The following is a 21,237-nucleotide window of genomic DNA, read 5'->3' as shown; positions in this document are numbered from 1 at the left end:
CGAGCGGGCCGATCTCAGCGTGGCCGCAGGTCGGCGGCGGTCGGCACGAACGGCTGCACCCGCAGCCGCATGCCGGCCTGTTCCGGCGTCCGGTCGCGCTTGTAGCCGTTGCACGCGGCACAGGCCGCCACCAGGTTCAGCCACGACGTCGGACCACCGCGACTGCGCGGCACGATGTGGTCGCGGGTGGACGCCTCACGCCCGCAGTAGGCGCAGGCGTGGCCGTCCCGGCGCAGCACGTTGGCCAGGCTGCACGGCAGCCGTCCGGAATGCTCGTACAGCCAGCGCGTGTAGACGTAGCTGACCAGCACCAGCGAGTGCGGCTGCGGGTAGGGGCCGAAGGTACGACCCGGCACCGACTGGTGCACCCGCGCCACGTCGCGGTAGAGCATCGCCACGGCATGCCGCAGCGACACCTGATGCAGCACCTGGTGCGCATCGGCGTTGAGCACGATGACCCGATCCATCCTTCAGCCTCCTTTCTGTGTTCGTTCCGGCACGGAGGGACGGTTCTTTTCGTTCCAGTTTCGGTACGGAGGGACGGTTCTTTCCGTTCCATTTCCGCCGAAACGGACCCAGAACGGAACGAAAAGAACCGTCCCCGCGTACCACTCAGCCCTTCACGCAGAGCAGCGTCTGCAGCCGGGCGACGACCTCGACCAGGTCCACTTGGGCGGCGATCACCTGGTCGATGTCCTTGTAGGCACCGGGGATCTCGTCGACCACCCCGGCGTCCTTGCGGCACTCGACACCGGCGGTCTGCGCTGCCAGGTCGTCGGTGCTGAACGTCCGCTTCGCCCGGGTCCGGGACATCCGGCGTCCGGCACCGTGGCTGGCCGAGTTCAGCGACGCCTCGTTGCCGAGGCCCCGGACGACGTAGCTGCCGGTGCCCATCGAGCCCGGGATCAGGCCCAGGTCACCCCGGGCCGCCCGGATCGCGCCCTTCCGGGTCACGATCAGCTCGACATCGTCGTAGCTCTCCCGCGCCACGTAGTTGTGGTGGCACAGAATCGGCTCGTCGAAGGAGACCGCACCCGCATGCCAGCGTGCGAAGACCCCCTGCACGGTGGCCAGCATCAGGGTCCGCGACAACATCGCGTAGTCCTGTGCCCACCACAGGTCGTTCAGGTAGGCGTCCATCTCGGACGTCCCGGCCAGGAACACGGCCAGATCGCGATCGGGCAGGCCCAGGTTGTGCTCCAGGGTCTTCGCGGCCGCGATGTGCCGCTCGGCCAGCTCCTTGCCGATGTTCCGGCTGCCCGAGTGCAGCGTCAGCCACAGCCGCTCGTCACCTTCGGCTGCGCACAGCTCGATGAAGTGGTTGCCGCCACCCAACGAACCGCACTGCGACAAGGCCCGGGACAGCCGGTCGGCGATCCGCGGCGCCCGCAGGTCGTCGAACCGGCCGAACAGGGCGTCGAACCGACCCCGCAGCCGGACGTCGCCGCGCAGCACGGCGGCCTCACCGTCGTTGCCGCGGTAGCCGACCGGAACGGCACCCTCGATCGCCAGCCGCAACCCGTGCAGGTCGTCGGGCAGATCGGCGAGCGTTAGGCTGGTCCGGACGGCGGCCATGCCGCAGCCGATGTCGACGCCGACCGCGCTGGGGCTGACGGCGTCCCGCATCGCGATCACCGAACCGACCGTCGCACCCTTGCCGAGGTGCACGTCCGGCATCACCCGCACGCGGTCCACCCACGGCAGCCGCGAGATATTCCGCAACTGGTCGAGCGCGGCCGGCTCGATGTCGTGCGGATGTGCCCACATCAAGGTGTTGTCGTTCGCCGCGCCGGGCAACGCGACGGGGAACTCGTTCATGGCATTTCTACTTTCTGATTCGGAGATCTTCTGATCTCAAAGATGGTCGTGGGAGGGCACGAAAAAGCCGCCCGACCCGGCAGGCGAGTGGGCGGCTTGACGTCCGATCCGGACGCGCGGAGCAAACTTTCTCCGCGGTCAGATCGGGGGCCCACTTCTGCCTGGCCGGCTACCTTCGAAACCGAAATCGCGGCGGCCATAGGCATGCCACGATCCGGCGATCGGCAGCGCACGCTGCAGTCGCTTGATCGCTTTGTCCAGGCCGAACATGTGAGTCCCTCTCGTCGTGAGGCCAGCCTTACAGGCTATCGGGGACTATCGTCCTCGCGCAAATCCACGGTGAGTGGAATGACGTCCAGATAAACCCGGTAGCGGCGGGCGTCCGAGGGCCGCTCACGCTTCTTGGCAGCAGTCGAATGGCGCTCGATCAGCTCCAGCAGTTCGGTGGTGAGCGCCTCGGCTTCTGCGGTGGTCAGCTCCATCGTCGAGGTGGACAACTGGCCCATGCCGTCCCCGATCTGGCCGTCGAGGTGCTCCAGCCAGGACGTCAGCATGGCGGTTCGTTCGGCGATCACCTGGCCGATCACGGCACCCACCATCGGTTCGGTGGCGGGGTCGTGCAGCAGTTCCGGATCGGTCAACCGGAACCCGACCGGACGCCACCACCGCTCCCGGCCACCGGCGTGGCCCGGGTCGTCCTCGACGAAGCCGTGCCGCTCAAGTTGGCGCAGGTGGTAGCTGGTCTGTCCGCTGCTCTCGCCGAGCGCGCGGGCCAGCTGGCTGGCCGTGGCCGGGCCGCGTCGCTGCAGTTCGGCGTACAGGCTCATCCGCAGCGGGTGGGCGAATGCCTTGAGCGCCTCGGAGCCGAGGATGCGGTCCTCGGACACGGCGGAGTCCTTGCCTTCTGACATATGCAGAGATACCTTTGCATAGAATCCTTTGCAGAGTTACCTCTGCATCGGTTGTCATCGTAGTAGAGGGAGATCGAACGATGGCTGAGCACGAAGCGGGGCGTCGCACCTCGGGGCTGGGAGCCGGCTTCCGGGCGCAACTGGCCTCCACCGGCCTGGCGAATCTGGGCGACGGCATCCTGGGCATGCTGGCGCCCCTGGTGGCGCTCACACTGACCGCCTCGCCGGCCCAGATCTCGCTGCTGACCGCGGCGACGTGGGCGCCGTGGCTGCTGTTCGGACTGGCCGCCGGGGTGGTGATCGATCGGGTCGATCGGCGAAGGGCCCAGGTGGTGGCGCTGGCGCTCCGGGCGGGTGTGCTGGCCGCGACGGCATTCCTCAGCCTGTCCGGACGGCTCACCATGCCGCTGCTGCTCGCCGCCGTACTGCTCTACGGGGTGACCGAGGTCTTCGCCGACCTCGGCGCCAACTCGATCCTGCCCGACCTGGTACCCGCCGACCGGCTACCCGCGGCGAACGGACGCGTGCTCGGCGTCCAGCAGGTGGCGAACGCCTTTCTCGGCTCGCCGCTGGCAGGCGTGCTGATCGTGCTGGGTGCCGGTGTCGGCTTCGGCGCCTCGGCGGCGTTGGCGGCCCTGGCGGCGCTGGTCCTCGTCGTCGGCTTGCGGGGACGTTTCCGCCCGTCCGGCCGGTCGGGGTCGTCCCGGCCACTCGCGGACGTGCGCGAGGGCCTGGTCTTCCTGGTGCGGCACCCGGTAATCCGGCCGCTGGTGATCACCTCGAGCGTGATGAATCTGGCCAGCACCGGCTACTTCGCGGTCTTCGTGCTGTGGGCGGTCGGCCCGGGCTCGGCGATGGGGCTGACCGCGGCGCAGTATCCGCTGCTGACGCTCGGACTGGCGCTGGGTGCGGTGGCCGGCTCACTGCTCGCCGACCGGCTGCAACGGCGGTTCGGCGAGACCCGCACCATCATCGCCATGCTGCTGGCCGACGGGCTGCTGATGCTGGTGCCGGTGCTGTGGCCCAACGGCTGGGTGGTCGCGGCCGCCTTCGCCCTGGTCGGACTCACCAACACCGCCGGGAATGTTCTCACCCAGTCGCTGCGCCAGCGGCTGGTGCCGGGCGCACTGCTCGGACGGGTCGGTGGCGCCGGCCGCACGCTCGCCTACGGCCTGATGCCGCTCGGCGCGGTGTTGGGTGGCCTGATCGCCGAGCGGTTCGGCCTGGCCGTCACCTTCTATGCCTCGGTGGGGCTGTTCCTGGTGGCCGGCGGCTACCTGACGGTGTCGCTGCGGACGGCGTCCGTTCAGCCGGCGGGGGAGACCTCCACCGTCCGGGTCAGCACCTCGGCGTAGCCCTCGACGCTCTGCGCGCCGGCGGTGGCGAAGCGTCGTCCGTACACGGTGAACGGGACGCCGGTGGCGCCCAGCGCGCGGCCCTCGTCCTCGTCGGCCCGGACGGCGTCGGCGTGGGCGTCACCGTCCAGCACCGCCCGGACGCCGTCGGCGTCCAGCCCGAGCGCCACCGCCGTCGCCACCAACTGCTCGGTGTCGAACGGATTCAAGGTGCCGGCGAAATAGCCGTCCTGGACGGCGGCGAACAGCGCGGTGCCCAGGCCCTGTTCGGCGGCGTAGTGCTGCAACCGGTGCACGTCGAAGGTGTTGGCGGTGTCCCGGTCGGTGGAGTAGGGCAGTCCGTCGGCGGCGGCCAGTGCCTGCACTCGGGCTTCCATGGCCTGCACCTGCGGCGGTGCCCCGCCGTACTTTCGGGCGAGATGGTCGAGGATCGGCTCCGGTTCGCCGGTCGCGTGCGGATCGAGTTCGTAGGCGCGCAGCCGCACCTCGAAGCGATCGGCGTCCGGCCGTTGCGCGATCGCGGTCTCCAGCCGGTGCTTGCCGAGGTAGCACCACGGGCAGCCCAGATCGCTCCACAACTCGATGATCACCGGTTCGTTCTGGCCTGTCATGCCGCCCCTTCGTTGTGCCGTCGACCCGTTGGCCGTTCTCCCACTGGGCACAACCCACCGATCGGCCGGAACATTTCATTCCCGGCCAGTAACGTTCGGCGAGGACGGAGAAGCGAGGGGGTGGGCGGTGATTCAGGAGCAGGTGCCGGTCTGGGTGGTCGGCATCGCACTGGTGCTGAGCGTCGTGCTGGCGTGGCTGTTCAGCGCGGTCGCGCACTGGCTGTTGCGCGGACGGGCGCGCCTCGGTCGGTCCACCTCGATCGTGATCTCGATGCTCGGCACCGGCATCGGTCTGCTGCTGATCGGTGCCGTGCTGCCGAACTCTCCGTTGTGGGGGCCGCTGACGATCGCCGTGGCGCTCGGCGTGTCGGTGGCCGGCATCGCCGGCTATGCCGCGGTCGCCGCGCATTTCCAGCGGGTCGAGCGCGAGGGCCTGGCCGAACTGGTCCGGTCGGGGGAGTCGTCGCGGGTCGAGTTCAAGTCGACCGCCCGGGTCAACCTGCACACCGGCAAGCGTGACGACCGGATGGAGTTGGTCGTCGCCAAGACCGTGTGTGCCTTCCTCAACGCCGACGGCGGCACGTTGGTGATCGGTGTGGACGACCTCGGCAAGCCGCTCGGGCTCGACGCCGACTTCGCCACCCTGAAAGCCCCGGACGCCGACCGCTTCGAACTGTGGCTGCGCGACCATCTGACCGTCAGCCTGGGCCAGAACGCGGCGGCCCTGGTCGAGGTCGACTTCGCCACACTGCCGTCCGCCGAGGATCCGACCGCCGAGGATCCGACCGCCGAGAGCGGCACCGGTGATGGCCTGCTGGCGTGCCGGCTCGGCTGCCGCCCGTCACCGCGTCCGGTCTATCTGCGTCCCGGTCGCAACGCCGCGCCCGAATTGTGGGTGCGCACGGGGAATTCGACCCGCCAACTCGGCGTCGACGAAGCCACCGAATATGTGATGCACCGCTGGCCGTTGAACCTGGGCTCGACGATCGCAGCGCAATTCCGGGCCGCCGTCCGATTCTCCGAGGAGCGCTGACCCGCGCACTGCGACCTCGCACATTGGGGGACGGTTCTTTCGCGTTCGAAAATCGCACGCGAGAGAACCGTCCCCCCACATGCGTCGGCCCCGTCCGAGCGAATCGGACGGGGCCCGGCGTGATCAGCAGAAGGTCAGCTGAGCGCCTTGGCCTTCAGCCGGTCGTATTCGCCCTGGTTGATCGTGCCGGCGTCGAGCAGCGCCTTGGCCCGGGCGATCTCGTCGGACGGGCTGCCGGCCACCGAGCGGATGTACTCGTCGGCAGCCGCCTTGTTCTGCTGGGCCTGAGCGGCGGCCCGCTCGGCCATTCCGCCACCCCGGACGATCAGGTAGATCAGCGCGGTGAGCAGCGGGAAGAAGATCAGGCAGATGATCCAGACGGCTTTGAGGCCGCCGCTCAATGACCGGTCGCGCAGCACGTCGCCGATGATCGAGAACAGTGCGAACAGGTAGGAGATGAAGATGATAAGGGTCAGCACGTACCAGACGATGCTGCCCAGGTTCGACCAGAATTCAGGCATTTCGTATCTTTCGACGGGGTTCGCCGAGGTTGGCGAACACGCTGGACAGCCTAGCCAGGGGGCATGGTAGAACGTGGTCGAATCATGCGGAAAAGCGGCGTGGAATGGAGTGCGAGATGGCGGCTCAGCACAAGCGTGTGCGTGCGTCCTGGTATCGCCGGCGCCTCTCGGTGACCGCGCCCACGGCGTCCATGGTCGATCCCGCCGCCGATAGGCCGACGGCACTGGCGCGGCTGGCCGAGCTGACCGGGCTCGACGCGGGTCTTCCTCAGGCGACACACACCCGGCTGCTCGAACCGAGCGTCGAAGCGCCGGTCACCGTCGTCATTTGGCACGGATTCACCAATGCGCCCTCCCAGTTCATCGCGGCGGCTGAACGGCTGCGCGACGCGGGCTACCGCGTCCTGCTGCCCCGGATGCCCCACCACGGCCTGCCCGATCTGCTGAACCGCGAGCTGGCGAGCCTCACCGAGGCCGAGCTCGTCGCCCACGTCGACACCTGCATCGACATCGCCGCCGGGCTGGGCGATGAGGTGTGGGTGGTGGGCCTGTCGGCCGGCGGCATCATGGCTGCCTGGGCGGCGGCGACCCGGCCCGAGGTGAGCCGGGCGCTGCTGGCGGCCCCGCTGGTGGCACCGAAGGGCTTCCCGATGCCCGCGGTGCGGTTGTGTGTGAAGTTCCCGCGGATCGTGCCGAGCTACTACATGTGGTGGGATCCGCGGGTCAAGGACGCGATGCCGAACAACAGCCCCTACGCCTATCCCGGGTTTCCGCTGCCGGGTGTGATGCCGTTCCTGCACCTGTCGGAATCGCTGTTCGACGGCTCGGTGCCCGTCGGCCACCAGCTCGAGCGGGTGGTGCTGGTCACCAACGCCGGCGATCTCGCCGTCCGGCAGGACGCCGCGGTCGCCTTCACCAACCGGGTCTTCGGTGCCGCGGCGGACTACCTGGGTCGTGCCACCATCGACCCGGAGCTGCATTGGACGCATGACTTCGTCGATCCGTGGTCACCGGCCGGCGGCAGCACCGATCAGGTGGTCGCGCTGCTGCTGGCGGGGCTGGGTGTGGGTGAACCCACGGCGGGCGGCGTGCTGGTGCCGCCCCTGGTCACCCCTGGTTGAACCTGCGGAACTTCTTCTCGCCCTTGCCTTTGCCCTGGCCCTTACGGGGCTTCCAACCGGAATCACGATCCCGGTCGCGTGAACGCGGGGACGCCGCCGCCAACTCGATCAGCTTGCCCGAGATCCGGGTGTCGCGCAGCGCCTCCCAGGTCTCGCGGGGCAGCGACGCCGGCAGTTCGACCAACGAATGGTCGGCGCGAATGTCGATGTGCCCGAAATCGGAACGCCGCAGGCCGCCCTCGTTGGCCAGCGCGCCCACGATGTGCCGCGGGGTGATCCGCTGCCGCTTGCCGACCGCGATCCGGTAGTTCGCCAGCGGCGGGCCTTCACGACGCGGACGCGGGCCGCCCTCGGCGAACTCCCGGGGCCGGCGCTCGGGCCGTACCTCGGGATCGGGCTCCAGCAGCAGCGGCGACTCACCTTGCGCCTGCAACGCGAGCGCGGCGGCGACGTCCAGTTCGGGGACGTCGTACTCGTTGACGTAGTGCGCCACCACCTGCCGGAACAGGTCCAACCGCTCCGAACCGAGTGCGGCGGTGATCGCGTCGTCGAATCGGCTCAGCCGGGTGGCGTTGACGTCGTCGGCGCTGGGGATCGGCATCGGTTCCAGGGTCTGCCCGGTGGCCCGCTGGATGCTGGAGAGCAGATGTCGTTCCCGCGGCGTGACGAACGAGATGGCTTCGCCGCTGCGCCCGGCGCGTCCGGTCCGTCCGATGCGGTGCACGTAGGACTCGGTGTCGGTGGGAATGTCGAAGTTGACCACGTGACTGATCCGGTCGACGTCCAGGCCGCGGGCGGCGACGTCGGTGGCCACCAGGATGTCGAGCTTGCCCGACTTGAGCTGGCCGATCGTCCGCTCGCGCTGGGGCTGGGCCATGTCGCCGTTGATCGCGGACGCCGAGAAGCCGCGCGCCTGCAGCTTCTCGGCCAGGGTCTCGGTCTCGTTCTTGGTGCGGACGAAGACGATCATGCCTTCGAAGTTCTCGGTCTCCAGGATGCGGGTGAGGGCGTCCACCTTCTGCGGGTAGGAGACCATCAGGTGCCGGTGCCGGACGTTGGTCGCGGTGGTGGTGCGGCCGCGCAGGATGATCTCTTCGGGATCGCGCAGGTAGGTGCCGGAGAGCCGCCTGATCGCCGGCGGCATGGTGGCCGAGAACAGAGCCACCTGCTTCTCGGCCGGCGCCGCGGACAGGATGGTCTCGACATCCTCGGCGAAGCCCATGCTGAGCATCTCGTCGGCCTCGTCGAGCACCAGCAGCCGCAGCTCGGAAAGGTCCAGGGTGCCCTTGTCGAGGTGGTCCATGATCCGGCCCGGGGTGCCGACCACGACCTGGACGCCGCGAGCGAGCGCGCTCAGCTGGACGCCGTAGCCCTGGCCGCCGTACACCGGCAGCACGTGCATGCCCGGCATGCCGGCGGCGTAGGCCTGGAACGCCTCACAGACTTGGACGGCCAGCTCGCGGGTCGGTGCCAGCACCAGCGCCTGCGGTGCCCGGCCGCGCTTGGGGTCGACCAGTTGCAGGGCCGGCAGGGCGAACGCGGCGGTCTTGCCGGTGCCGGTCTGGGCCAGGCCGACGACGTCCTTGCCGCTCAGCAGCAGCGGGATGGTCGCGGCCTGGATCGGAGTGGGGCTCTCGTAGCCGAGTTGGCGCAGCGTGCGGAGCAGCCGGTCGTCGAGACCGAGGTCGGTGAAGTCGGGTGCGGACTCGTCGGAGGTTGATTCTGTGGTGGCCACCCCCTGACCGTAGTGGGTCGGGCCCCGAACCTCCGCTTTCGGCACCCTCCTAGACTGATCCGCATGCTCGCTCGTTCCCTGCTGGCCGGTGCCGCCGGCGTCGTCGTCCTGTCCGGTTGCAGCCAGGCCGGGCTGAGTGTCGACGACGCCTACAAGGTCGGCTGCCCCGCGCTGGACGCCGTGGCCGCCTCCGGGTCGGCGGTCGGAAAGGTCGCGTTGAGCGGTATGGAACAACTGCGCGACTCGGGTTCGGTGACGGGGGAGAGCAAGCAGTGGCTCGACGTCGCCATCGAGTTCCTGGCCCACCCCGAGAAGGTCAGTGACGAGAACAAGAAGATGATCCGCGACGGTTGCGCCGCACACGGCTACAAGCTGCAGAACTTCGACTGAACCTGTCGTTGGTTGAGCTTGTCGAAACCCCGTCGGCCGACCCTCAGGCCTTCCAGAACCCTGAGAAGGTGATCCGCTCCTTGGCCAGCCCGGCGCGCTGCAGCCTCCGGCGACCCTCGGTGGCCAGGGTCGACTCGCCGACCACGAACGCGTAGGACGCGGGGCACGGCACCTCGACCGCCTCGAGGGCGCGCAGGGCTGCGACACCGGCGTGACTCCCGGGCTCGTCGCGCGGCATCCACCGGACGTGGACGCCCTCGGGTGCCTCGACCGGTAGCACATCATCATGCGCCGGCACCTCGATGATCGCGGTGCCCACCGCGTCGGCGGGCAGATCGCGCAGGATGCCCCGGAGTGCGGGCAGGCCGCTCTCGTCCGAGACCAGCAGGTAGTTCGTGGTGTCGTCGGGCGGGTCGAACAGGACGCCCTGGTCGAGCAGGGCCACCGGGCTGCCGGGCACCGCCGACACCGCCCAGGAGGCCACCCGAGCCAGCTTCCCCTCGTGCCAGTGCAGCACCACGTCGATGTCCAACTCGGCCCGGCCGTCGAATCGGCGGTAGCCGGCGACGGTGTAGTTGCTGCAGTGCGGCCGCTGCTCCTCGGGGATGGCCAGATACGACTTCCACCAGAGCCGTCCGCGGACCTCCGGCAGCCGGAGGCCACCGTCGCTGGCCAGCGGGAAGAACAGCCGGAACCAGTGGTCGAGCCCGCGCCAGTGGAACTCGGCGAGGTCGGTCGATTCGAGGGTGATCCGCTGGAACGACGGAGACATCCGCCGAGTACCCGCGACGCGGGCATGGAACATGCGCGGATTGGCCGGCATCAGCCGCGGAAAGTCGCTCACAACCCCTCGCTCCAGAAAGTTAGGTTAGCCTCACCATACTTGGCGGGGCGAAGCGTCTCCGACGCCGTTCACCAGGCGGTGCCCTGGCAGGCGTTCGAGCCGGACGGCTCCACCTGCAGAGTCGCATGGTCGATGCCGAAGCCTTCCCGCAGCACGGTGCTGGCCGCGACCAGGACCTCGGCGGTGTCGGCGTCCCGGGCGCTGACCAGGTGCGCGGTGGCGACGTTCATGCCCGACGTCAGGGTCCACAGGTGCAGGTCATGGACCTCGACCACCCCCGGCACGCCGGCCAGCCGGACCTTGGCGTCGTCCGGGTCGATTCCGGGCGGCGCGGACTGGCCGAGCACCCCGATCACCTCACGTCCCAGCCGGACGGCCCGGACGCCGACGAAGACGGCCAGCGCGAGCGCCAGGATCGGGTCCCACAGCGGAGATCCGGTCAACCAGGTGCCCACTCCGGCCAACAACACGCCGACCGAGCCGAGTGCGTCGGCCAGCACCTCCAGATAGGCGCCCTTCACGTTCAGGTTCTCGGTCGAGCCGCCGCGCAGCAGTGCCAGCGCGATTAGGTTGACCACCAGTCCGGCGATGCCGACCACCGCCAGCACGCCCGCGGGCACGCTCACCGGGGTGCCGATCCGCTGCACCGCATTGATCAGCACATAGCCGCAGACGACCAGCATCAGCAGCACGCTCAACCCGGCAGCGAAGATCTCTGCCCGGTAGCGGCCGTAGGTGCGGCGTCCGGTGCGGTCGGGTCGGGTCGCCCAATGAGAGGCGGTCAGCGCGACGGTCAGCCCCACCGTGTCAGCGGCCATATGGCCGGCGTCGGAGAGCACGCTCAACGAGCCCGACCAGATGCCGGCGACCAGTTCCAGCACGAAGAAAGCCCCGGTGAGTGCCAGCGCCACCTGGAGTCGCCAGCGATGCACGGCACCGGTGTGGCCGTGCTGATGAGTGTGTCCCGACATGACCGCACCTCCTGTCGCTGCTCAGCCTAGGCCTCCACGCACATTGTGCGCGCCGAGCCTTGCGTAAATAGCGCGGCGGTGGATGTATCAGTCACGATCGAGGCTGCTCATGGCAAGGGAACGGCCCCTATCCAGGAGTGATCCCCATGACGCTACCGATGCACTCATCCGTCCTGCTGCGTGGCGGCATCCTGCTCGGCGCACTGCTCTCCCTGGTGATTCTGCTGTTCGGTCTGCCCTCCTGATCCCCGTTGCCGCCCACGCGGCGCACTGTGGGATTGTGAGGTTTTGGTGTGGATTTGTAGGCACACCTCTCGTCGGTTGCGTGAAGCCCATGCGATACTGAAGGCATGCACCGCACGGCGTAGAAGCCGTTGTCAGCGGTGCATACCAGGTTCACCGGCCCGATGCAGTGCCTCCTTGGCGAGACCATTGCGTCGACCGACATCGGTGCGCACGACGCACCCCCGAGCGAGAGGGACCATTCGATGAAACGCCTACTCAACGACGGCTACGACGCTGTCGAGGAGCTGCTCGACGGCTACGTGAAGGCTCACGGAGACGTGGTCAAACTGGCCGACAACGAGCGCGTCGTCGTCCGCACCGAACTGAGTGCCGAGCCCAAGGTCGGCATCATCTTCGGCGGCGGCAGCGGGCACGAGCCGCTGTTCCTCGGCTACGTCGGCCCCGGCTTGGCCGACGCCGCTGTGATCGGCAATGTCAACACCTCGCCCGACCCGATGGCCTGCTACGACGCGGTGACCGCGGTCGATCAGGGCAAGGGCTGCCTCTACCTGTACGGCAACTACCAGGGCGACGTGCTGAACTTCGACATGGGTGCCGAGATGGCCGCCGAGGACGGCGTCCGGGTCGAGACGGTGCTGGTCACCGACGACGTCTACTCGGCCAAGGACAAGGCCGACCGCCGCGGCGTGGCCGGTGACGTGATCGTGCTGATGGCCGCCTGTGCGGTGGCCAACACCGGTGCCGATCTGGACGCGGTCAAGGCGGCCGCCGAGAAGGCCAACGACAACACCTACTCGATGGGTGTCGCGCTGTCGTCGTCCACGCTGCCGGTCACCGGGAAGCCGATCTTCGACATCGGTGCGGACGAGATGGAGGTCGGCATGGGCATCCATGGCGAGCCCGGCATCGAACGCAAGAAGATCGCGTCTGCCGACTCGGTGATGGACGAGATCCTCGGCATCGTGCTGCCCGACATGGATCTGAAGGCAGGCGAAGAGGTGGCGGTGCTGATCAACGGTCTGGGCGGCCTGCCGCTGATGGACCAGTACATCTGCTACCGCCGGGTGCACGACGTGCTGAGCTCCAAGGGTGTCTCGATCGCGAAGTCGATGGTGGGCAACTACGCGACCAGCATGGACATGATCGGCATGGGCGTCACCCTGGTCCGGCTGGACGACGAGCTCAAGGGTTGGCTGAACGCCTCCTTCGACACCCCCTACCTGAAGCAGTGAGGGCGGTCATCAATGGCTGACTTCGATCGTGACTATTTCGTCGCCGCCTTCCGTCGGATGGCGGAGACCGCCGAGATCAACCGTGACGAGTGGACCAAGCTCGACGGCGACATCGGCGACGGCGACCACGGCATCAACATGAGCATCGGCTTCCGTGAGGTGGTCAAGCAGCTCGACGCGCTGCCCGACGACACCGACGTGGCCGGACTGTTCAAGCTGGTCGGCATGACCTTGCTGCGCAAGGTGGGTGGCGCGTCCGGGCCGTTGTACGGCAGCTTCTTCATGAAGGCCGGCGCCGAGGTGGCGGGCCAGTCGGAGGTCTCCTTCGACGACGTCCGGCGCATGCTGCGGGCCGGGGTGACCTCGATCCAGCAGCGCGGCAAGGCCGAACTGGGCGACAAGACGATGCTGGACAGCTACCTGCCCGGGCTCGACGTGCTCGAGGCGGCCGACGCCGGCGATCCCGGTGCGGCACTCGACGCCTTCGTCGCGCGGATGCGGCAGGGCTCTGACGACACCATTCCGCTGGTCGCCAAGAAGGGTCGTGCGATGCGGCTGGGCGAGCGCTCCGTGGGCCATCGCGACCCCGGTTCGCAGTCGTCCTGGCAGCTGATGAACTGCCTGTTGGAGGAATACCAGGCGCGAGCCTGATCGTTTGCCGAGATCCCGGCGTCCGCCAGCACGGTGGACGCCGGGATCTTTGCTGTCAACGGCTCAGACGTTGGCGTTCAGCCGCCACTGGCCCGAATCGCCGCTGCTGTTCATGTACCGGACGCCGGAGAGCTTCGCGCCGCTGGGCACGTCGAACACGATCCAGCCCTTGGCGCACTGGCCCGGCTTGTAGAGCCGTCCGCTGCCGTTGGGGTAGACCGGCGCGGGTTCGGCGGTGCCGTGGGTGGTGCTGGCCGGGTACTCCTCGCTGTCGGGTCCGAGCAGCACCCAGGTGTCCCAGCTGAGTTCGATGCCGGCGGCGGCCGTGACGTTGCAGCTCTTGACCATCACCAGCACCTGATTGCCGCGATGGCCGGAGACCTTCGCCCGCTTGCTGTCCAGTACCGTCAGGGTCACCTCGCCGCCCAGGTCGAGCACTTCGCCCGGAGCACGGAAGGCGCCCGCCGAGCCGGTGGCTGACGTGCTGGGGGAGGGGGTGGCATTCGGGTCCGGCTCCGACGCCGCCGATTCGCTCGGCTGCGGGCTGGTGGACTGTTCGCTGGGTTCAGGGGAGGGCGAGGCCGAATCCTGGGGATCCGGCGACTCGGGGCTGCCGCTGGGTGAGGGGGACACCGACTCGCTGACGCTGGGTGTTTCCACCGGCGTGGCCGCCGTCGTGGCGTTGGGCTGTCCGATCGTGCAGGCACTCAGAACCATCAGGGACAGCAGCGTCAGCAGGCGTTTCATGGCCGCACCCTACTTCCGTCTGTTGCCGAGGTGCCAGGGTGCTCCGGCGAGCGTTTCTGGAGATCCCGCGTCAGCTGGCTGTGTCAGCCCGGCTCGAACATTGGGGACGGTTCTTTCTCGTTCGAAATTCGCACGGCGAAGAACCGTCCCCCGACGTTTGAAAATCGCACGGCAAAGAACCGTCCCCCGATGTTCGAGATCGGCGTTCGTCGGGACGACGGGCTGCGTCAGCAGCGGACCGTCCAGGAGCGGACGGGGGTGGGCTTGCCGTAGTTGCGGCAGGGCTCCAGGCCGCGCTTGGCGAGGCCGGCCTGCATCTTGCGCAGGGCGTCCACCGAGAAGCCGTGCCACTGCATATGCATCAGCACGGTGTCGCCGGCCCGCGCCGTACGGTTGACGTAGTTCACCAGGTAGGACTCGGAATACCCGTGCCAGTCGTTGGTGTCCACCGTCCACAGCCAGATCTTCATGCCCTTGGCCGCGTAGGCCCGGGCCACCATGCCGTTCCAGTCACCGAACGGCGGACGGCCGTACCGGGACTGGACGCCGGGCGGGCTGAGCTGGCTCAGCACGCCGGCGTAGCTCAGCTTGCTGAGCTGGGGATGAGTGTTGGAATGGTTGAAGACGTAGTGGCCATGACTGCGGGCGAACTTCGCGTCGAAACGCTTGCTCTGAATGCACGAGCCGGTGGGGAAGAGCATCAGGCCGATGCCCAGCTGGGCCGCACCCGTCAGCACCGTGCGTTCCTCGGCGAGCGTCCGTGGGCAGTCGTCGAAGGTAAGCGCCACGCGGGCGGTGAGGTTGGGCCCGTAGCGGTAGGAATAGCCGTGCCGCTTGGGTGGCTTGGCCACCTTCGGCGGCTTGTTCGTGCCCCCATCGGTCGGGGGTTTGGCCGGGTTGCCCGGGCCGGACTCGCCCTTGCCGGCACCCGCTGGTGGCTTCACCTGGGTGGTGCCGGTGCTGCCCGGGGCACCGCCCCGGACACTCGGCGTCGTCGAGGTACCGGCGTACTGGCAGCCGGTCAGCACCAAGCCTGCGGCGACCAGCAAGCAGGCCACCCGGTCGGGCCACGATCCGGGGAACTTCCGGTTCAAGACAGTGCGGCCTTCACCAGTGCAGCGGCGGTCTTACCGTCACCCCGGCCGGCGATCCGCGGCGTCACGCCCTTCATCACCTGGCCCATCTGGCGCATGGTCGGCGCCGCACCGAGGGCGGAGGCCACCGCGGCGACCTCCTCGTCGACGATCGCCGCCAACTCGGCCTCGGTGAGCTGCTGCGGCAGGAAGTCGGCCAGGATGGCCGCCTCGGCGAGTTCCTTCTCGGCCAGCTCGGGCCGTCCGCCACCGCTGTAGGCCTCCGCGGAATCCTTGCGTTTGGACACCTCGCGGGCCAGCACGGCCTGCTCCTCGGCGTCACTCAGTTCACGGGCCGATTTGCCGGCGACCTCCTCATTGGCGATCGCAGCGAGAGCCATTCGGACGGTCGACTTGCGAAGCTCGTCGTGGGCCTTCATCGCCGCCACCAATTCCTTCTTGAGGCGGTCCTTGCTCGCTGCCATCGGGATATGTCCTTTCTTGGGGGTGCCGGGGTCATTCTGCCACTGGCGTAAAATCCCCCGAATGACAGTGCGCCTGTTCGCCGCAGTCGTGCCACCCGCCCCGGTGCTCGGTGCGCTGGAGGTGTTCGTGGAACCACGACGATACGCCGATTCCGAGCTGCGCTGGGTGGACGCCGAGAACTGGCACCTCACCCTCGCCTTCTTCGGCGATGTCACCCACGACCGCCTCGAGCCGCTCACCGAAGCACTGCACGACGTCCGCGGCGCACCGTTCCGGCTCACCCTGGACGGCGCGGGCGCCTTTCCCGACCCGGCTGCCGGACGCGTGCTGTTCCAGGCGGTCGGTGACGGATCGGCCGAGTTCTCCGCGCTGTCCCGCCGCGTCCGGACGGCGGCTGATCGGGTCGGCGTGCCGTCCGACAACGCCAAACACCGGCCGCACCTGACGCTGGCCCGACGCCGCAGGCCCGGCGAGCTGAGCCGTTGGCTACGCATCGTCGAGAGTTTCCCGCCGGCCAGCTTCGAGGTCGGCTCGTTCGTGCTGATCCAATCGGAGCTGCGCCCCTCGGGTGCGCGCTACCGGGTGCTGCACAGCTTCGAGCTGGCAGCACGTCCGGACTCCGAGTGAGGCGGGCAACCCGGTGCCGCGTCGGTACGCTGGCCGGGTTGTCCAAAGAAGGGTGAATCCACGATGGCTTATCAGCCCGAGACGCTGGCCGTGCACGCCGGTCAGGAGGACGCCGACCCGGCGACCAACTCGCGCGCGGTGCCGATCTACCAGACCACGTCGTACGTTTTCGACGACACCGAGCACGCCGCGAACCTGTTCGCGTTGAAGGTGCCGGGCAACATCTACACCCGGATCATGAATCCGACCCAGAGCGTGTTCGAGACCCGAATGACGGCGCTGGAGGGCGGCGTCGGGGCGCTGGCGACGGCGTCCGGTGCGTCGGCGATCACCTATGCGGTGCTCAACCTGACCTACGCCGGCGACAACATCGTCGCGCTGTCCACCCTGTACGGCGGCACCTATGCGCTGTTCGCCCACACCTTGCCGCAGTTCGGCATCGAGGTGCGTTTCGTCGATCCCGAGAAGCCGGACGAGTTGGCCAAGCACGTCGACGACAAGACCAAGCTGGTGTTCGGCGAGACCGTCGGTAACCCGCAGGTCAACGTGGTCGACCTGGACGCCTGGTCGGCCGCGGCGCACGCGCTCGGCCTGCCGTTCATCGTCGACAACACGGTGCCCACCCCGTACCTGTGCCGGGTCTTCGAGCACGGCGTCGACATCGCAGTGCATGCCGCCACCAAGTACATCGGCGGTCACGGCACCTCGATCGGCGGCGTGATCGTCGATTCGGGCAACTTCGACTGGGCGGCGCACGCCGACCGGTTCCCGGGCCTCACCCAGCCCGACCACGCCTACCACGAGGTGGTCTGGACCGAGGCCGTCGGCAACCTGGCCTACATCATCCGAGCCCGGACGGTGCTGCTGCGCAACACCGGGGCCGCGGTGGCGCCGCTGAACTCCTGGCTGTTCCTGCAGGGCCTGGAGACCCTGCACCTGCGGATGGAGCGGCACAGCAGCAACGCGCTGGCGGTGGCCAAGCATCTGGAGGCGCACCCGGCGGTGGCCTGGGTGAACTATCCGGGCCTGGAGTCGTCGCCCTGGTACGAGACCACTCAGCGGCTGCTGCCGCGCGGGGCGTCCGGCATCGTGTCGTTCGGGCTGAAGGCCGGTCGCGAGGGCGGGTCGAAGTTCGTCGAGTCGCTGGAGCTGTTCAGCCACCTGGCCAACATCGGTGACGCCAAGTCGCTGGTCATCCACAGCGCCTCGACCACCCATTCGCAGCTCACCGAGGACGAGCTGGTCACCGCCGGTGTGGCACCCGAGATGGTCCGGCTGTCGATCGGCATCGAGAACGTCGACGACCTGATCGCCGACCTCGATCAGGCGCTGGCACAGTTCTGACTCGATGACCGACAACGGTGCTCTCGGCCTGGTCGAGACCCACACCGTCCGGCTGTTCACCGCCGCCGACCCGCTGGTACTGGCCAGCGGGTCGACGCTGGGGCCGGTCGACGTGGCGTACGAGACCTACGGCACGCTTTCCGCCGACCGCGACAACGCGGTCTTCATCTGCCATGCCCTGACCGGCGACGCCCACGCCGCCGGTTTCCATCCGGGCGCCAAGCGACCCGGCTGGTGGGACAACCTGATCGGTCCCGGCAAGCCGCTGGACACCAACCGGTTCTTCGTGGTCTGCGCGAACCTGCTGGGTGGCTGCCAGGGCACCACCGGGCCGTCGACCCTCGATCCGGCCACCGGCCGGGTCTACGGCCTGGACTTCCCGCTGCTCGACATGGACGACTTCGTCACGGTGCACCGGGCGCTGCTCGACCATCTCGGCATCGAGCGGCTGCTGATCGCACTGGGCGGCTCGCTGGGCGGCATGCAGGTGCTGGAGTGGTCGCTGCGGCACCCCGAGCAGATCGCCAACGCGGCCATCATCGCGGCGTCGTCGCGACTCAACGCGCAGAACATCGCGTTCTCGGCGGTGGCCCGCCGGGCGATCATGGACGACCCGGATTTCAACGACGGCCGCTATTCCGAGGCGGGTGCACTGCCCAGGCTCGGCCTGCGCACCGCGCGGATGATGGCGCACATCACCTATCTGAGTGAGGACGCGTTCAGCGAGAAGTTCGGACGCACCCCGCACCCCGAGCGGGACAAGCCGGGCTTCGGCATCGACTTCGCGGTGGAGAGCTACCTCGACCACCAGGGCAAGGTGTTCATCGAGCGTTTCGACGCCCTGTCGTACCTCTACCTGTCGCGGGTGATGGACTACTTCGATCCGTTCAGCCGTCCGAACGCCACCGAAGCGGTGCTGGCGAACCCGGTCAACTTCCTGGTGATGTCGTTCGACACCGACTGGCGGTTCAGCGCCGAGCACTCCCGGCGGATCGTCAAGCATCTGGAGAACGCCGGACAGCCGGTCAGCTATCGCAACATTCCCTCGCCGTGGGGGCATGACTCGTTCCTGCTGCCGGTGGAGCGGTACCACGACACGTTGCGGGCGTGGTTCGAACGGACGCTGCGGGAGGGATTGCGATGACCCTGCGTCCCGACCTCAACGTCATCGCCCACCTGGTGCCCGAGGCGTCCCGGGTGCTCGACCTGGGCTGCGGCACCGGTTCGCTGCTGCGGCACCTGATGGACGAGCACGGCTGCACCGGAACCGGGGTGGAGATCGACCCCGACAAGGTGCTCGCCGCCGTCGCGTCCGGAGTGCCAGTGATGGAACTCGACCTGGACGCCGACCTGGGCCTGTTCGCCGCGGCGTCCTACGACACGGTGGTGCTGTCCCGCACCATTCAGACCATCCGCCGCCCGGAGGTGGTGCTGCGCGAGATGGCCCGGATCAGCAGCCGGCTGATCGTCTCGGCACCCAACTTCGGCCTGCTGGAGCATCGTTTGATGCTGCTGCGCGGCCGGATGCCGATCTCTCGCGAACTGCCGTACTCCTGGTACGACACGCCCAACCTGCGGTTCACCACGCTGGTCGACCTGGAGGATCTGTTCGCCCGGCTCGGTCTCGAGATCGAGACCCGGATCAACCTGTCGTCGGCCGGCGAACCGCTGGGCAAGCACCTGCGGGCCGCGAACCTGCGGGCCGGCGCCGCCGTCTACGTGCTCGGACGGGGCTGACCCGATGGCGCTGGGCGGGCTCCGCGGGTTGTCGCTGGCCAGCCTCGGCCGGGCACCCGTCCCGGAGTGGGAAGAGGTGGCCCGGGCTGCCTGGCCGGGCCGGGTGCCGGCCGAATGGGCATCGCGGGCAGGCCGGCTGCAACTCCCGCTGATCGTGGCGAGCATCGTGATCGGGGTGCTGACCGCCTGGTTCGGTGCACCCTGGCTCGGCCTGCTGGCGTGGGTCGCCGGTGCGTCGGTGGAGTGGCTGGCCACCCGGGCGGACACCGCGGCGGCCCGGCTGCTCGACCTGGTCGGGCTGCGGGCACCACTGCGCGCCCTGCTGCGCAGCGTCACCGCGATGGCACTGATCTTCGGGCTTGGTGCGAACTTTGCGGGACTCGGCTACCTCACCGCCGTGCTGTTCCTGCAGCTGGCCTGGGTGCTGCAGCCCGTGCTGGCCACCTGGCTGTCCCGGAGCGCACCACCGCTGGCCTACCTGCCGGGCGCTGCCCAGCAGCCGAAACCGTTCACCGCGCACGCGCGGGTCTACGCCCGCGCCGTCGGGACGCCGGGGGCTGTCGTCGCCATCGAAGCCGTCGCTCTGGTCGGTGCCATGCTCACCGCCGCATCCGGCGATGAGGGCGGCTGGATCGGTCTCGGGCTGATCGCCGCCGCCGTCCTGCTGGCTCTGTCCGCCACCGCGTTCACCGGGCTGTCGGCGCTGCGGCTCAGCCGGGCACAGCGCGGCTGGGGTGAGCGGCTGGTGGCCGACGTAACGGCGTCCCAGCCGGTGTTCGCGGTCTACGTGTCGCTGGCCGCCCGGCAGTCGAAGTACATCGTGAACCAGTGGCTGCCCGCCCTGGACGCGCTGCCCGAGGCAGGGGTGCTGCTGGTGCGCGAGGCCAGTCAGCTGACCCCGCTGGCGGCGACCCGGCATCCGGTGATCTACGCGCCCGGCCAGAAGGACGTGGAACGGCTGATCGTGCCGTCGGTGCGGATCGCGTTCTACCTCGCCTACGGGGAGCGCAACGGCCAACTGCTGCGCGACCCGCGGTTGAAGCACGTGATGCTGCTGCACGGCGACTCCGACAAGGCGACCAGCGCCAACGGCATGGCCCGTGCCTTCGACGAGGTCTGGGTGGCCGGACCCGCGGCCGTCGAACGCTATCGGACGGCCGGGGTGGCCGTGCCGGAGGACCGTTTCGTCTTCATCGGGCGGCCGCAGGTCGCCGGCCTGCCGATCGGACCGACCGGCCAGCAGCCGCCGATCGTGCTGTACGCACCCACCTTCGAGGGCTACTACGACCAGACCGCGCACACCTCGCTGGACAGCATGGGCGTCGAGTTGGTCCGCCGGTTGGTGGCGAGCGGCCGGGTGCGGGTGTGGTTCCGGCCCCATCCGGCCAGCGGGGTGTCCCGTCCGTCGATGCTGGCCGCGATCGCCGAGATCGGTGCCGTGCTGCGGGAGGCGCCCGGCGATCATCTGGTGGTCGCCGACCGTGACCTGACGTTGCCGGAATGCCTGGCGGCCGCCGATGTGCTGGTCTCGGACATCTCCAGCGTGGCCACCGACTTCCTGGCCACCGAGCGTCCCATCATCACCTGCGACCCGGCCGGACTGCCGGCCGCGGACTTCGTCGCCGCCTACCCGACGCAGTCGGCCAGCTACCTGCTGCACCCGGGCCTGGCCGACCTCGATCAGGTGCTGGACGCCGCCCTCGGCGCCGACCCACTGCGGCCGGCCCGGCAGGCCATGCGGCGCCACGTCCTGGGTGACCCGCCCGGCGGCCCCCAGGCCGCGT

At 69.0% G+C, this 21,237-nt stretch carries 22 protein-coding genes; 11 read left to right on the top strand and 11 right to left on the bottom strand.

The window, feature by feature from the left end; translation table 11 throughout:
• Window positions 1-14 precede the first annotated feature (14 nt).
• The 3 genes from QM624_RS17925 to QM624_RS17915 all read right to left on the bottom strand — a co-directional run bounded on the left by QM624_RS17925 (window position 15) and on the right by QM624_RS17915 (window position 2,705).
• The gene (locus QM624_RS17925) at window positions 15-467 is read right to left on the bottom strand and encodes an HNH endonuclease (protein ID WP_415094339.1); all 453 of its coding nucleotides are present in this window, start codon (window positions 465-467) and stop codon (window positions 15-17) included.
• Between the two features lie 145 nt (window positions 468-612).
• Window positions 613-1,818: an RtcB family protein gene (locus tag QM624_RS17920; RefSeq protein ID WP_415094337.1), complete on the bottom strand. Its 1,206-nt coding sequence runs from the start codon at window positions 1,816-1,818 to the stop codon at window positions 613-615.
• 305 nt (window positions 1,819-2,123) lie between these two features.
• Window positions 2,124-2,705: a winged helix-turn-helix domain-containing protein gene (locus tag QM624_RS17915; protein ID WP_415094335.1), complete on the bottom strand. Its 582-nt coding sequence runs from the start codon at window positions 2,703-2,705 to the stop codon at window positions 2,124-2,126.
• A 104-nt stretch (window positions 2,706-2,809) separates the two neighbouring features.
• On the opposite strand from QM624_RS17915, the gene QM624_RS17910 reads away from it, so the two are divergent.
• Window positions 2,810-4,084, top strand: a complete 1,275-nt coding sequence (locus tag QM624_RS17910) for an MFS transporter (protein ID WP_415094333.1) — start codon at window positions 2,810-2,812, stop codon at window positions 4,082-4,084.
• On the opposite strand, the gene QM624_RS17905 is transcribed toward QM624_RS17910, so the two are convergent.
• Window positions 4,036-4,695: a DsbA family oxidoreductase gene (locus QM624_RS17905; RefSeq protein ID WP_415094331.1), complete on the bottom strand. Its 660-nt coding sequence runs from the start codon at window positions 4,693-4,695 to the stop codon at window positions 4,036-4,038. The two genes, QM624_RS17910 and QM624_RS17905, sit on opposite strands and share 49 nt — an antisense overlap.
• Window positions 4,696-4,822: 127 nt before the next feature.
• Here QM624_RS17905 and QM624_RS17900 point away from each other — a divergent pair, with 127 nt between their 5' ends.
• Complete coding sequence (locus QM624_RS17900) at window positions 4,823-5,728, top strand: RNA-binding domain-containing protein (RefSeq protein ID WP_415094329.1); 906 nt, start codon at window positions 4,823-4,825, stop codon at window positions 5,726-5,728.
• Window positions 5,729-5,862: 134 nt separating this feature from the next.
• On the opposite strand, the gene QM624_RS17895 is transcribed toward QM624_RS17900, so the two are convergent.
• Complete coding sequence (locus tag QM624_RS17895; protein WP_415094327.1) at window positions 5,863-6,249, bottom strand: PLDc N-terminal domain-containing protein; 387 nt, start codon at window positions 6,247-6,249, stop codon at window positions 5,863-5,865.
• 116 nt (window positions 6,250-6,365) lie between these two features.
• On the opposite strand from QM624_RS17895, the gene QM624_RS17890 reads away from it, so the two are divergent.
• Complete coding sequence (locus QM624_RS17890) at window positions 6,366-7,370, top strand: alpha/beta hydrolase (protein WP_415094325.1); 1,005 nt, start codon at window positions 6,366-6,368, stop codon at window positions 7,368-7,370.
• Here the strand turns inward: QM624_RS17890 and QM624_RS17885 are convergent.
• Window positions 7,357-9,105, bottom strand: coding sequence for a DEAD/DEAH box helicase (locus QM624_RS17885; RefSeq protein ID WP_415094323.1), 1,749 nt, complete (start codon window positions 9,103-9,105; stop codon window positions 7,357-7,359). The two genes, QM624_RS17890 and QM624_RS17885, sit on opposite strands and share 14 nt — an antisense overlap.
• A gap of 63 nt (window positions 9,106-9,168) precedes the next feature.
• On the opposite strand from QM624_RS17885, the gene QM624_RS17880 reads away from it, so the two are divergent.
• Window positions 9,169-9,495, top strand: coding sequence for a hypothetical protein (locus QM624_RS17880; protein WP_415094321.1), 327 nt, complete (start codon window positions 9,169-9,171; stop codon window positions 9,493-9,495).
• 43 nt (window positions 9,496-9,538) lie between these two features.
• Here the strand turns inward: QM624_RS17880 and QM624_RS17875 are convergent, their stop codons facing one another.
• The gene (locus QM624_RS17875) at window positions 9,539-10,339 is read right to left on the bottom strand and encodes a siderophore-interacting protein (protein WP_415094319.1); all 801 of its coding nucleotides are present in this window, start codon (window positions 10,337-10,339) and stop codon (window positions 9,539-9,541) included.
• Window positions 10,340-10,407: 68 nt separating this feature from the next.
• Window positions 10,408-11,310, bottom strand: coding sequence for a cation diffusion facilitator family transporter (locus tag QM624_RS17870; RefSeq protein ID WP_415094317.1), 903 nt, complete (start codon window positions 11,308-11,310; stop codon window positions 10,408-10,410).
• A gap of 488 nt (window positions 11,311-11,798) precedes the next feature.
• Here QM624_RS17870 and QM624_RS17865 point away from each other — a divergent pair, with 488 nt between their 5' ends.
• Entirely contained in the window at window positions 11,799-12,788 is a 990-nt protein-coding gene (locus tag QM624_RS17865; protein WP_415094315.1) for a dihydroxyacetone kinase subunit DhaK, read from the top strand.
• A gap of 12 nt (window positions 12,789-12,800) precedes the next feature.
• Window positions 12,801-13,439, top strand: coding sequence for a dihydroxyacetone kinase subunit DhaL (gene dhaL / locus QM624_RS17860; protein ID WP_415094313.1), 639 nt, complete (start codon window positions 12,801-12,803; stop codon window positions 13,437-13,439).
• Window positions 13,440-13,502: 63 nt separating this feature from the next.
• On the opposite strand, the gene QM624_RS17855 is transcribed toward dhaL, so the two are convergent.
• The 3 genes from QM624_RS17855 to QM624_RS17845 form a co-directional block, all read right to left on the bottom strand.
• A complete protein-coding gene (locus QM624_RS17855; RefSeq protein ID WP_415094311.1) occupies window positions 13,503-14,186 on the bottom strand; it encodes a hypothetical protein in 684 nt (227 codons plus the stop codon).
• Between the two features lie 227 nt (window positions 14,187-14,413).
• On the bottom strand, window positions 14,414-15,280 hold the full coding sequence (locus tag QM624_RS17850; RefSeq protein WP_415094309.1) for a polysaccharide deacetylase family protein: 867 nt from the start codon (window positions 15,278-15,280) through the stop codon (window positions 14,414-14,416).
• Window positions 15,277-15,744, bottom strand: coding sequence for a GatB/YqeY domain-containing protein (locus QM624_RS17845; protein WP_415094307.1), 468 nt, complete (start codon window positions 15,742-15,744; stop codon window positions 15,277-15,279). The genes QM624_RS17850 and QM624_RS17845 overlap by 4 nt, the downstream gene beginning before the upstream one ends.
• Window positions 15,745-15,805: 61 nt before the next feature.
• Here QM624_RS17845 and thpR point away from each other — a divergent pair, with 61 nt between their 5' ends.
• The 5 genes from thpR to QM624_RS17820 all read left to right on the top strand — a co-directional run.
• Window positions 15,806-16,372, top strand: a complete 567-nt coding sequence (thpR, locus tag QM624_RS17840) for an RNA 2',3'-cyclic phosphodiesterase (RefSeq protein ID WP_415094305.1) — start codon at window positions 15,806-15,808, stop codon at window positions 16,370-16,372.
• Between the two features lie 63 nt (window positions 16,373-16,435).
• Complete coding sequence (locus QM624_RS17835; RefSeq protein WP_415094303.1) at window positions 16,436-17,716, top strand: O-acetylhomoserine aminocarboxypropyltransferase/cysteine synthase family protein; 1,281 nt, start codon at window positions 16,436-16,438, stop codon at window positions 17,714-17,716.
• 4 nt (window positions 17,717-17,720) lie between these two features.
• Entirely contained in the window at window positions 17,721-18,860 is a 1,140-nt protein-coding gene (gene metX, locus QM624_RS17830; protein WP_415094301.1) for a homoserine O-acetyltransferase MetX, read from the top strand.
• Window positions 18,857-19,453 carry a methionine biosynthesis protein MetW gene (gene metW, locus QM624_RS17825; RefSeq protein WP_415094299.1) on the top strand — a complete coding sequence of 199 codons (597 nt, stop codon included), beginning with the start codon at window positions 18,857-18,859 and terminating at the stop codon, window positions 19,451-19,453. Before metX ends, metW begins: the two co-directional genes overlap by 4 nt.
• A gap of 4 nt (window positions 19,454-19,457) precedes the next feature.
• Window positions 19,458-21,237: CDP-glycerol glycerophosphotransferase family protein (locus QM624_RS17820; protein ID WP_415094297.1), on the top strand; the 1,780-nt coding region annotated here is incomplete at its 3' end.

The organism is Micropruina sp., from assembly GCF_047606365.1.
Taxonomy (GTDB): domain Bacteria; phylum Actinomycetota; class Actinomycetes; order Propionibacteriales; family Propionibacteriaceae; genus Micropruina.
Note: the sequence above shows the minus strand (reverse complement) of the source record. Positions and strands in the feature narration are given on the sequence as shown.

Coding starts and splice junctions, on each gene's coding strand:
- QM624_RS17870 (WP_415094317.1), bottom strand. CDS start 11,310: ATGTCGGGACACACTCATCAGCACGGCCACACCGGTGCCGTGCATCGC.
- QM624_RS17905 (WP_415094331.1), bottom strand. CDS start 4,695: ATGACAGGCCAGAACGAACCGGTGATCATCGAGTTGTGGAGCGATCTG.
- metX (WP_415094301.1), top strand. CDS start 17,721: ATGACCGACAACGGTGCTCTCGGCCTGGTCGAGACCCACACCGTCCGG.
- QM624_RS17895 (WP_415094327.1), bottom strand. CDS start 6,249: ATGCCTGAATTCTGGTCGAACCTGGGCAGCATCGTCTGGTACGTGCTG.
- QM624_RS17855 (WP_415094311.1), bottom strand. CDS start 14,186: ATGAAACGCCTGCTGACGCTGCTGTCCCTGATGGTTCTGAGTGCCTGC.
- QM624_RS17925 (WP_415094339.1), bottom strand. CDS start 467: ATGGATCGGGTCATCGTGCTCAACGCCGATGCGCACCAGGTGCTGCAT.
- QM624_RS17920 (WP_415094337.1), bottom strand. CDS start 1,818: ATGAACGAGTTCCCCGTCGCGTTGCCCGGCGCGGCGAACGACAACACC.
- metW (WP_415094299.1), top strand. CDS start 18,857: ATGACCCTGCGTCCCGACCTCAACGTCATCGCCCACCTGGTGCCCGAG.
- QM624_RS17890 (WP_415094325.1), top strand. CDS start 6,366: ATGGCGGCTCAGCACAAGCGTGTGCGTGCGTCCTGGTATCGCCGGCGC.
- thpR (WP_415094305.1), top strand. CDS start 15,806: ATGACAGTGCGCCTGTTCGCCGCAGTCGTGCCACCCGCCCCGGTGCTC.
- QM624_RS17910 (WP_415094333.1), top strand. CDS start 2,810: ATGGCTGAGCACGAAGCGGGGCGTCGCACCTCGGGGCTGGGAGCCGGC.
- QM624_RS17880 (WP_415094321.1), top strand. CDS start 9,169: ATGCTCGCTCGTTCCCTGCTGGCCGGTGCCGCCGGCGTCGTCGTCCTG.
- QM624_RS17865 (WP_415094315.1), top strand. CDS start 11,799: ATGAAACGCCTACTCAACGACGGCTACGACGCTGTCGAGGAGCTGCTC.
- QM624_RS17835 (WP_415094303.1), top strand. CDS start 16,436: ATGGCTTATCAGCCCGAGACGCTGGCCGTGCACGCCGGTCAGGAGGAC.
- dhaL (WP_415094313.1), top strand. CDS start 12,801: ATGGCTGACTTCGATCGTGACTATTTCGTCGCCGCCTTCCGTCGGATG.
- QM624_RS17845 (WP_415094307.1), bottom strand. CDS start 15,744: ATGGCAGCGAGCAAGGACCGCCTCAAGAAGGAATTGGTGGCGGCGATG.